An 11119-nucleotide genomic window follows, 5' to 3' on the forward strand; every position below is an offset into this window, starting at 1 on the left:
CAACATGGCTGAAAGCTTAATACTTGAGCGGCGAAGGGAACGAACATTTCCAAGGTCGGTTAAGCCAAGGCCGCAGAAGTATGCCAGAAATAAAAAAACCGTTCACCCTTAAGTGAACGGCATTACTGATTGGGTGGTGCCTTTGATCAGTCGGATTTCGGATTTAGGTGGTGTTGATCTTATTTTGTTGTATCGGATTTTAGAATTGAGTGCACCTGATAAATTGGCTGAATATGTGGTTGTAGCGACGAAATCGGATTATCAACAAGCGCAAAAACTGGTGGAATGGCTTATTCATAAAGGGCCTGAAAGTGCATATTCTTCATTAGCGGCGATAAGTTCGGCGAATGAACATGAGAAGCTCAATGTGATGGAAATTTTAGCCGAAGTTGACCCAGAAAAAATCCCTGAATTTACTCAACAGTGGGTCGATAGCGTCACTGAAGCAACGGAAAATATGCGCGCGGCGGATAGAGAAGCGATTGATATGGATCATACCGTCGCCGATGTGCTTTCGATGGTTGAAAAAGCGGCGCCTGAACATACGGAAGAGGTGGCAGGCATTGTGGAGCAAGCGTTAGAAGAGTATTCCAGCGACAATCAATCAATAGAAAGCGACGATACCGCACAGCCAGAAGATGAAAAAGAAGCAATAAAATAAATCGGTTATTGGTTATTATACCAATTCCATTTAATATTCGATCAATTTGAATACGCCGAAAAGACGCTGATCCGTCCTTGGTCGCTTGAGAAAAGGCCATCCATGGCCTTTGACACTTTTCTCTGCATCCAATTTTGTTCGCTCATTAAATTTTCTGAATGGGTAAAGCGGCCTCTTTATACGTTTAAAACATCATTATTAAGCATCAAAAATAAAACCAGATCTGATGATCTGGCTTTATGTATTTAGAACTGCTTTTAATTGAAGATTAAGGTTTTACTTGATGAGGAACCGCAATAAAGCCGGTGGTGATGCTCTCATCTCGTAACTCTACATTTTCAATCACATCCCCAATGTAGGTTTCGACTTTATCGCCGACCGAATCGTTATCTTCGGTAAAGTAAGCTATGTGGAATACCGCATCACCCTCATTGACCAAAGGCAGTGTTTGCTGGCCAATTACGATGCCTTCTTTTGGCGCTTTCATGGTAATTTCAACATGGCCAAGTGGCGAACTAATATACGCCAATACTTGCCCTTTGCTGACGCGATCCCCCAATGTCACCATAGTGCGCAAAATGCCATTACTGTCGGCGCGAACCCAACTGCTGGATTTCGCAATCACCGATTCAGGCACTTTTTTACGCGCTGGACGCAACATACCAAGTTCTTGCATTACCCGTGTGATCCCCAATACACCAGCACTGATCGCGATCGGCTCAAAGCGTAGTGCTTCACCAGCCTCGTAAGTTAATACTTGAATACCGTGTTTTTCTGCTTCGGCGCGTAAAGATCCATCACGCAACGCGGCATCAATAATAACCGGAGTACCAAACGCTTTTGCGATGCGCATGGTTTCAGCATTGTCTAAACAAGCACGAATTTGCGGCAAGTTAGTGCGGTGGATCGCGCCAGTATGTAAGTCAACAATGTAATCGGCTTGTTGTGCCACCTTAGTAAAGAAAGTATGCGCAATACGTGAAGCTAATGCGCCTTTCTCTGAACCCGGGAAGCAACGGTTTAAATCGCGGCGATCGGGCAGGTAGCGTGACTTATGAATAAAGCCAAAAACATTGACAATCGGCGCAGCAATTAAGGTGCCTTTTAATTTACTGGCATCGGTTTTTTCAATAATCTGACGCACGATCTCTACGCCATTGAGTTCATCGCCATGAATCGCCGCATCCAATAGCAAAGTCGGACCGGCATATTTACCATGAATGATCTCAACCGGGATCGATAATGGTGAATTGGTGTACAACTTCGCTGTTTCAATTTCCATTACTTTACGTTCACCGGCAGCGATTGAGTTACCCATGAATTCGAAAGCTGGGTTCTTTTTCACCCTTTTTTTAGCGGGTGCAGCAACATTCTCACTTGGTTGAGTATCGGTTGCTTTAATTGACTTCGATTTAGCCTCGTCCACGGGTTTTGGTTCCTTTTTCAGATGCATTCTTTTCAATGAATTCAATGATCATCCCTGCAACATCTTTCCCTGTTGCTGCCTCAATGCCTTCAAGACCTGGTGAGGAATTGACTTCCATCACTAATGGACCGCGAGAAGAGCGTAGTAGATCCACGCCTGCGACGTTTAAGCCCATAATTTTTGCTGCGGCGACGGCGGTTTTACGCTCTTCTGGGGTGATTTTCACCAGTGATGCCGTTCCGCCTCGGTGTAGGTTTGAACGAAACTCACCTTCGCCCGCTTGACGTTTCATGGCGGCGATCACCTTATCGCCAATCACAAAACAACGAATATCCGCACCGCCCGCTTCTTTAATATATTCTTGTACCATGATGTTGGCTTTAAGCCCCATGAAGGCTTCCAGTATGCTTTCGGCTGCTTTACGAGTTTCGGCTAATACCACCCCGATACCTTGGGTGCCTTCAAGCAATTTGATCACCACGGGCGCGCCGCCAACCATTTCTAATAAGTCTTTAATATCATCCGGTTTACTGGCAAAACCTGTAATTGGCATGCCAACGCCTTTACGCGAAAGTAACTGCATTGAACGTAACTTGTCACGCGAACGAGTGATCGCCACCGATTCATTGACAGGGTAAACATTCATCATCTCAAACTGACGTAAAACCGCAGTACCATAAAAGGTCACCGATGCGCCAATACGTGGAATGATGGCATCAAAAGCTTTTAATTCTTCACCTTTAAAGTGAATTTGTGGCTGCTCTGAGTTGATGTTCATATAGCAACGTAGGGCATCGATCACTTTCACTTCGTGACCACGAGATTGTGCCGCTTCAATTAAACGTTTGGTTGAATACAATGACTTATTACGCGATAAAATTCCGATTTTCATAATGAACTGTCCTTGAGAAATAGTTGAAATTAAGTAATTAAAAATGAAGCGCTAGGATCGACGATGATTTTATTTTGCATCGCGGTGCGGCCTAAGAGCATGCGAAATAACATGTTTTCTCGATTAGTGAGGGTCATTTCGATTGGCCAGTCTTGATGGTTAAACCTAAGTGTAGTCTCAATCACATATCTTTGTTCTTGATGACCACCAGAGTCTTTGACTGTCCTTTGATCGAGCACTTTGGCTTCACACTCTTTTACATATTCATCGTTATTTTGTAATGGGTGAACCCAGAAGCGAACCCAAAGCTCATTATCGCGCTCGAAGGTTTCGAGTTTGAAGGTATGTAAACAGGAACTGCGCGCACCAGTATCAATTTTGGCTTTGATGAGATCAATTCCAAGGTCAGGCAAGCAAAGCATTTCACGCCATCCAACGATGATTTTATCTGTCATAGTTTTTTGATCACTAAGGTTAAGTTTCATGCCACTACAAAATGTAGGTCTTTATTGAATATAACAAGTTATTAACGCCATGAGTAGCGAATGTTGCGGACCTTAACAATTATGTGAAGTCACGTCTTGTGAAATGTTTTTCCTGTCACGATAAAAATAACTTGTTGGTCTTTAAACGGTTTATAAGGTGAATTTGATAGGCGTTATGGCATAAAAAAAGCCAGACAAATGAGCCTGGCTTAATCGATATTTTATGTAGATTGTTGCTTAGAAATCGTAACGGATACCCGCTTGCAGTTGGTCATCTAAGTCGTCGATTTGCTCAAACTTGTAACCGACATAAGTGCGTAGGTTGCTGTTGAATTTGTAAACGGTTTCCAACGCGAAGTTATCGACTGCATCGTCATCGCCATCATTGGTGGTTGCGTAGTTATAAACACCAACGAACGTCCACTGTTGGAACTTATATTGAGCCGAGATTTCGTAGCCATCATTGTCACCAATGGCGTTATCATCATTATTACTTATTTCGTATAGGGCACCAAAAGTGAAGTCAGCAATAGAGTATTGTGCGCCTAAGTCTACTTGATTTACGTCGTTATCAGCCGATTTGCCGCCAGCATAACCCACACCAAGATCAAGACCAAAATCAAATGAGTATTTAGCGCCAAGTGAATATTGATCGCTGTCTTTATCTTCGCCAGCGACATAGTTAGCACCAATGGTTAAACCAGAAAATTTACCTTCATAAGCAAAGTTATTGCCACGTTTATCTTTACCTGCGTTAATCGCTAACTCGCCATCGGCATCTGCGCCAAAGGTTGCCATGGTATCGGTAAAATCGGTGATCATCACTAATGCAGTATCTTGTTTACCGTATGAGAAATTACCAATTTCAGTGCCAATACCAGCAAATAGGTAACGAGTGAAAATAGGTTCACCACTGGTGTAGACTTCATTTTCATAAGTACCAAAGCCGGTTAAACCATCGCTAATTTGAGTGTTACCTGAGATATTGATACGAGCACGGGTTTTATCGTCAAAGTTACTTTTCGTTTTTAAACCTGCGGCATCATATTCATTATTATTTGACACATTAAAACGAGCTTCAGCACGACCACCTAAAGTGATTTCTGAACTGTCATCTTTGTAGACAGAAGCGGCGATTGAAGAAGTTGAAATAAGTGCTGCAAGAACAGCGGAAGCCAGTACTGCTTTTTTCATTGTATTGATCCTATTGATTTAATGAGACTTACATGTCTTCTTTGGGGTTGCGATTACTCTAAAAGAGAATTGTGAAGCATTGATGTCGCAAATGTTACAGTTTGATTTCATTCATTAGGATTGATAAAAGTATGCTTTTTCATTGGAAATTTGCGATGGAGATAAAAAAATCGCCAAAAACGGGAGGTGTTTTTGACGATTTTTTTGAAGTGAAAACTTGTTAGTTAAAAATGCGAACAGGAAGTGTACTTAATCTGCGAGGTAAATCGCACCGAGCACAGCAAGGCGAGATGCACCCGTTGCGGCAGGCAAGTTACCCGGTAGGCGATGGATAGTTTGATGAGCAAGCCAAGCAAACGCCATTGCTTCCATGTAATCGGCATCTATTCCATATTGTAGGGTGTTTCCCACTTGCCACTGGGGAAGAAGCTGTGCCAGTCGTTGCATCAGTAAAGGGTTTTGTGCGCCGCCGCCACAAGCCAACAACTCGTTTAGGTTATTTTGTTGTTCAAATTTTTTCACCTCTTCTGCAATCGTGAGGGCGGTTAATTCGGCTAACGTTGCTTGTACATCGGCAATAGAGGTCGAAAAATTCACGAGGATATTTTCAAGCCAAGGCAGGTTGAATAATTCACGTCCGGTACTTTTAGGCGCAGGGTGTTTAAAATAATCTTCTTGCAGCATGGTTTGTAGCAGCGCTTGATCAACTGTGCCACTGAGCGCGAGTTGAGCGTCTTTATCGTAAGCTTGCTGATAATGCTTTTGTACCCATGAGTCCATCAACATATTGCCCGGGCCGGTATCATAGCCGGAGGTTTGGTCACCATTAATAATCGACAAATTGGCAATACCACCAATATTTAAAATCACAATATTATTGTCTAAATGATCAAATAAGGCTTGATGAAATGCTGGCACTAAAGGTGCACCTTGGCCGCCTAATGCCATATCTTTACGGCGAAAATCGGCCACAGTTGTCACGCCAGTTTTGGCGGCAATAATATTGGCATCACCGATTTGCATGGTAAATGGGTAGGTTGAGTCTGGCGCATGAAACACGGTTTGACCATGACTGCCAATTGCTGTTATTTCACTTGGGGCGGTATTGCTGGTGGATAGCAATTGATTGACCGCATCGGCAAACACATGCCCAAGGCGATGATCGATTTCACCGATCTTAATTAAGTTGGTTTGCTGACCAATACACACATCCAATACATCGGCTTTAAGATCGGGCGGCATCGGGAAAAAATCATGCGCTAACAATTTGATTTGTTTGCCATCTGTAGTAACTAGTGCGGTATCGACCCCATCTAAACTGGTGCCCGACATAATGCCAATGTACTTTTCCATAAATCGTCCTTTAACAGCAATATTGTGCTTTGAGTATACCCTCATATAGTGTCAAAATATGGCGATAGCATCGTGATTTAGTCATATTTTAAAAGGAATAACGAATGGGTCCATTGTGGTTAGATGTCGAAGGGTTTGAAATCGACGCAGTAGAAAAAGAAATTCTGGCGCATCCAACCGTGGGCGGCGTGATTTTATTTGCGCGTAACTACCACGATAACGAGCAATTATTGGCACTCAATAAATCGATTCGAGCAGCAGCGAAGCGTCCGATTTTAATTGGTGTGGACCAAGAAGGTGGGCGTGTACAGCGTTTTCGTGATGGTTTTACCGCGATTCCTGCCGCCAAAGATTACGCCAACATGCTCGATGGCGTCAATGCGGCAAAAATGGGTGGCTGGCTAATGGCAGCCGAGCTGATCGCACACGATATCGATTTAAGTTTTGCGCCAGTCTTGGATAAAACCTTCCAATGTAAAGCGATAGGCAACCGCGCATTTGGCGAAGACTTAGCCACCATTTTGAAATACAGCAGCGCTTATATGCAAGGCATGAAACAAGTCGGCATGGCCACCACAGGTAAACATTTTCCTGGTCATGGTGGGGTGGTGGTCGATTCGCATTACGAAACCCCATTTGATCAGCGCGATGATATTTTTGAAACTGATATGGCGATTTTTAAAGCGCAAATTGAAGCCGGAATTCTCGATGCCATGATGCCCGCGCATGTGGTGTATCCTAATTACGATGATCAACCTGCTAGTGGTTCAAGCTATTGGTTAAAAAAGGTATTACGAGATCAACTTGGCTTTGAAGGGATCGTATTTTCCGATGATTTAAACATGGAAGGGGCGAGCATTATGGGCGGTCCTGCCGAGCGTTCGCTTAAATCGATGCAAGCCGGTTGTGACATGGTGTTGATGTGCAATAACCGCAAAGCCGCGATTGAAGTGCTCGACAACTTGCCGATCACCGAAGTGCCACAAGCGATGTCATTATTAAAACAACAAAGCTTTAGTTTGAATGAACTGCAATCGACACCAGAGTGGCAGCAAGCTCATCGCGTCATGAATGCGCATATGGAACAGAAAAAATAATCCACGCCTTGTCGTTAACCAGCTTAAAATCATAAATAAAACCTAAGTGAATTCGTTTACTTAGGTTTTTTTTGATTTAAGAGTTGTGCGTTATATGCAAGTCAATGGGAAAATAGGCTATTAAAACACCCTATTGTTATGTTATAACATTTCCATTGTATTAATGGTGAATGAGAAGAAGATGAATGAGACAAGGTTATATCGACTGCCTGTTACCGTACTATCAGGATTTCTAGGCGCGGGAAAAACCACGGTTTTAAGCCATATTCTAAATAATAGAAAAGGTAAAAAAGTGGCGGTGATCGTGAACGATATGAGCGATCTCAATATCGATGCCGCAATGGTAAGAAGCGGTGTATCGCTTAATCATAGTGAAGAAAAATTAATTGAAATGAGCAATGGCTGCATTTGCTGCACCTTACGAGAAGACTTATTGATCGAAGTTACTAAGCTAGCTCAAGAAGGAAGATTTGATTACTTAGTGATTGAATCTACCGGCATTTCTGAACCTTTACCGGTTGCAGAGACCTTTACTTTTACTGATGATAATGGCCAATCGTTATCAGACTTAGCGACGCTCGATACCATGGTGACAGTGGTGGATGCGGTTAATTTTTTAAACGATTATCAACACGCTGAGATGTTACAAGACACCACGCAACATCTTGGTGATGACGATGAACGAAGTGTTGCTGATTTATTGATCGATCAAGTTGAGTTCGCGGATGTCATTTTAATGAGTAAAACTGACTTGATCGGGGCGAGTGAAATTGCGCAATTAACCGCTATTCTAAAAACATTAAATACCACCGCTCGGATTATCCCTATTTCACAGGGTCGAGTGGACATCAAGTCTGTTTTAGATACTCATCTATTTGATTTTGAACGCGCACAGCAAGCAGCTGGATGGCTAAAAGAGATCCGTGGAGAGCATGTTCCAGAAACAGAAGAATATGGCATTAGTAGTTTTCATTATCTCGCTCGTCGCCCATTTCATCCTGAACGTTTTTATCAATTTCTGCATGCGCTAGAACCGTTCGGTAAACTTCTCCGATCGAAAGGGTATTTTTGGTTAGCCAGTCGAGCTGATATGGTCGGACAATGGAGTCAGGCTGGTGGTATCGCCGATCATGGCTTTGCGGGGATGTTTTGGAGCGCGATTGCCAAAGAAGACTGGCCCACTGATAAAGCCTCACTTGATGAAATTCACAAAGCTTGGCTTGAACCTTATGGCGATCGACGACAACAACTTGTTTTTATTGGGCAAGGACTCAATAAAGAAGCGATGATCCAAGCTTTGGATATGTGCTTGCTTAATGATGAGGAATTAAAAACAGGCGCTTGGCAAGATTTTACCGACCCTTTTCCAATCTGGGAGTTTGCTCATGCGTAACGCTGAATCCTCGCGCCATATTGCTTTAGATGACACTGCAATTCAAAAAGTCGCAATAGGTGAACATGCACAAATTTTAAGTCAGATTTATCAACCAGAAAATAATATTTCAATTTGGCAAAGAAAAGTATCTCATGATCTAGAGGCGAGTATCCAAGCTCATTTGCTTCAAGGTTTAACTGTAAACATTAAAAAGACCGTTACCCCAGACAGCGTTAAAGCGGATATTTTTCCAAGCTTGGAAGATTGGGAGTGTCGTGATGAATTAATCGCAGATATTTCAATATTAGTGGCAATGTTCTGCTGCTTATTTGAATTACGCCATGTCGGATTACGACTCGCAACATTAGATCGGGCAATGTGTCCAAGGTTTCATGTTGATAATGTGCCATGTAGGTTAGTGACGACCTACAGTGGCGTTGGAACTCAGTGGTTGGCGCACCATGAGGTTAATCGAAAGCGCTTAGGAGCTGGAAATCAAGGTTTACCCGATCATCAATCTGGTTTATATCCTGACAGCGATTCGATTCAACAATTAAGAATGGGGGATGTGGCTTTATTGAAAGGCGAAATGTGGTTAGGAAATGAAGACTCAGGCTTAGTCCACCGCTCTCCTGAATTGACCGCAATAGATAAGACTCGGCTGTTTTTATCCCTTGATTTTAATTGAGATCAGAAGTCTTGTGGGCATCGCAGTCAGGTTAGGAATACCTGACTGCAATTTTTATTTTAGCGTATACACTTAATATGCATATTGGTGAATTTTATCATTCAAAGCAACGAATCGTTACTCGCTCATTTTGATCAATCAGTTTGAAACAAGGGAGTAGACAATGAAGCAAAAACAACTCGAATTTATTCAAGGCTTACCCAAAGTCGAACTGCACCTGCATATCGAAGGTTCTCTTGAGCCAGATTTAATGTTTGAACTGGCCAAGCGCAATCAAGTCTCTATTCCTTTCTCCTCACCGCAAGAAGTGCAAGCGGCATATCAATTCAATAACTTGCAATCCTTTCTTGATATTTACTATCAAGGTGCGAACGTTTTGATCCATGAACAAGATTTCTACGATCTGACGTGGGTATATTTATTGCGTTGTCAGCAAGATAACGTGGTCCATACTGAAATTTTCTTTGATCCGCAAACTCATACTGCGCGGGGTATTGCGTTTGACACTGTAATTAATGGCATTGATAAAGCGCTAAAAAAAGGCAAAGAAGATCTTGGGATCTCAAGCCAAATCATCATGTGTTTTTTGCGTCACTTAGATCAAGATTCGGCTTTTGACACCTTACAACAAGCCCTGCCGTTTAAAGATAGAATTGTTGCCGTGGGTTTGGATTCATCCGAGGAGGGTCATCCACCGGAAAAATTTACCGAGGTTTTTCAAGCCGCGATCGCACATGGTTTCTTAACCGTCGCTCATGCCGGAGAAGAGGGCCCTGCGAAGAATATTCATAACGCTATAGCATTGCTGGGTGTCTCGCGGATCGATCATGGAGTACGTTGTGTTGACGATCCCGCGCTGGTGAAACAGTTAATTACCGATCGCATGCCATTAACTGTATGTCCACTTTCTAATACAAAGTTGAAGGTATTTGAAACCATGGTCGATCACAATGTTGTTGAGTTATTGCGGCAAGGCGTATGCGTGACGATTAATTCAGACGATCCCGCTTATTTTGGCGGTTACATGAATGATAATTTTATTAGCGTTGCCGCGGCGCTACCAGTCACAAATAAGGAGTTAATGGCATTGAGCTTTAATGCGATTGAAGCAAGCTTTATTTCCGATGCCGACAAGCAAAGGCTAAGTGATTTAGTGCAGCAGTATGGCGCAAATTATTGATGCTTCTAACTAAAAAATCACAATTTAAGAAGGTTGTACACCACCATAAACATCAATCGTTAGTCCTCTTTGTTTGGCATAGTGTTGAGGGGTTAAGCCTATTTGTTTTTTTAGAGTGCGGATCAAATGAGGTTGATCGCTAAATCCAAAACGAGCGGCAATGTCTGCCCAGTCAATATCAGCGATATCACGTTGATATAAATACTCCAGCATTGCTTCTAATCTCATCATTGCTTGGCATTGTTTTAACGTTAAGCCTGTTACTCGGTTAAAGCTTCTTTCGACCGTACGCTGTGAGCAATTTAGCTTAAGGCCTAACTGTGAGATCGAGGTATCTTGTAAAAAAGAAAGCGTCTTGCGGGTCAGTTGGCTATGTTGATCTTCTTTAGTTGATTGCAACCAAACCAAAAATAGAACATCGAGCTGCTTGGTTATTTTATCGGGATCTAAGCGAGCGAGATCAATTAAAGATTGTGTTGTGTTAGTGAGTGGGTGAGCATCGTTTTGTGTTCTATCTTGTTTATTTAACTCGGCATTAGCAGAAGAAGAAAAGCGGAGCAGACTCTCAATGGTTGTTGCTTGTACTGAATCTAAATGGCAATTGTGAATAAGACTGAGTGAATACAAGGCACCAACACGAAATATTCTGGTCAAGCCCAATAGGACACCTGACTTTGTAATTTTTCATAGTCGATTGGCGTTAAATCACCAAGCGTAGTATGCAACCTTTCATGGTTGTAATACCGGATATATTCTTCAACATCTTCT

11 protein-coding genes and 1 pseudogene are annotated in these 11119 nt (G+C 42.6%); 5 read left to right on the forward strand and 7 right to left on the reverse strand.

Going from position 1 to position 11119, the window contains the following annotated elements; all coding sequences use genetic code 11:
* Window positions 1-112: 112 nt before the first annotated feature.
* Window positions 113-661: a hypothetical protein gene (locus HC723_RS15530; protein WP_190339721.1), complete on the forward strand. Its 549-nt coding sequence runs from the start codon at window positions 113-115 to the stop codon at window positions 659-661.
* Between the two features lie 268 nt (window positions 662-929).
* On the opposite strand, the gene HC723_RS15535 is transcribed toward HC723_RS15530, so the two are convergent.
* The 5 genes from HC723_RS15535 to HC723_RS15555 form a co-directional block, all read right to left on the reverse strand.
* The gene (locus tag HC723_RS15535; RefSeq protein WP_190339727.1) at window positions 930-1979 is read right to left on the reverse strand and encodes a succinylglutamate desuccinylase/aspartoacylase family protein; all 1050 of its coding nucleotides are present in this window, start codon (window positions 1977-1979) and stop codon (window positions 930-932) included.
* A gap of 94 nt (window positions 1980-2073) precedes the next feature.
* Entirely contained in the window at window positions 2074-2979 is a 906-nt protein-coding gene (gene rimK / locus HC723_RS15540) for a 30S ribosomal protein S6--L-glutamate ligase (RefSeq protein WP_190339722.1), read from the reverse strand.
* A 29-nt stretch (window positions 2980-3008) separates the two neighbouring features.
* On the reverse strand, window positions 3009-3434 hold the full coding sequence (locus tag HC723_RS15545; RefSeq protein WP_190339723.1) for an ATP-dependent zinc protease family protein: 426 nt from the start codon (window positions 3432-3434) through the stop codon (window positions 3009-3011).
* Window positions 3435-3701: 267 nt separating this feature from the next.
* Window positions 3702-4658 carry a porin gene (locus HC723_RS15550; protein ID WP_190339724.1) on the reverse strand — a complete coding sequence of 319 codons (957 nt, stop codon included), beginning with the start codon at window positions 4656-4658 and terminating at the stop codon, window positions 3702-3704.
* A 249-nt stretch (window positions 4659-4907) separates the two neighbouring features.
* On the reverse strand, window positions 4908-6011 hold the full coding sequence (locus HC723_RS15555; RefSeq protein WP_190339725.1) for an anhydro-N-acetylmuramic acid kinase: 1104 nt from the start codon (window positions 6009-6011) through the stop codon (window positions 4908-4910).
* Window positions 6012-6115: 104 nt separating this feature from the next.
* Here HC723_RS15555 and nagZ point away from each other — a divergent pair, with 104 nt between their 5' ends.
* The 4 genes from nagZ to HC723_RS15575 all read left to right on the forward strand — a co-directional run bounded on the left by nagZ (window position 6116) and on the right by HC723_RS15575 (window position 10351).
* Window positions 6116-7108, forward strand: coding sequence for a beta-N-acetylhexosaminidase (nagZ, locus tag HC723_RS15560; protein ID WP_153448900.1), 993 nt, complete (start codon window positions 6116-6118; stop codon window positions 7106-7108).
* 181 nt (window positions 7109-7289) lie between these two features.
* Window positions 7290-8501: a zinc metallochaperone GTPase ZigA gene (zigA, locus tag HC723_RS15565; protein WP_153448899.1), complete on the forward strand. Its 1212-nt coding sequence runs from the start codon at window positions 7290-7292 to the stop codon at window positions 8499-8501.
* Entirely contained in the window at window positions 8494-9171 is a 678-nt protein-coding gene (locus HC723_RS15570) for a DUF1826 domain-containing protein (RefSeq protein WP_153448898.1), read from the forward strand. The genes zigA and HC723_RS15570 overlap by 8 nt, the downstream gene beginning before the upstream one ends.
* Before the next feature lie 163 nt (window positions 9172-9334).
* Window positions 9335-10351: an adenosine deaminase gene (locus HC723_RS15575; protein ID WP_190339726.1), complete on the forward strand. Its 1017-nt coding sequence runs from the start codon at window positions 9335-9337 to the stop codon at window positions 10349-10351.
* 24 nt (window positions 10352-10375) lie between these two features.
* On the opposite strand, the pseudogene HC723_RS15580 reads toward HC723_RS15575, so the two are convergent.
* A pseudogene (locus HC723_RS15580) lies at window positions 10376-10822 on the reverse strand (helix-turn-helix domain-containing protein); the annotation flags it as partial.
* Between the two features lie 179 nt (window positions 10823-11001).
* Window positions 11002-11119, reverse strand: a 118-nt coding sequence (locus tag HC723_RS15585) for an IS3 family transposase (protein ID WP_190338159.1), incomplete at its 5' end; no start/stop codon positions are given.

Source organism: Vibrio sp. S11_S32 (assembly GCF_014694465.1).
GTDB lineage: Bacteria > Pseudomonadota > Gammaproteobacteria > Enterobacterales > Vibrionaceae > Vibrio > Vibrio algicola.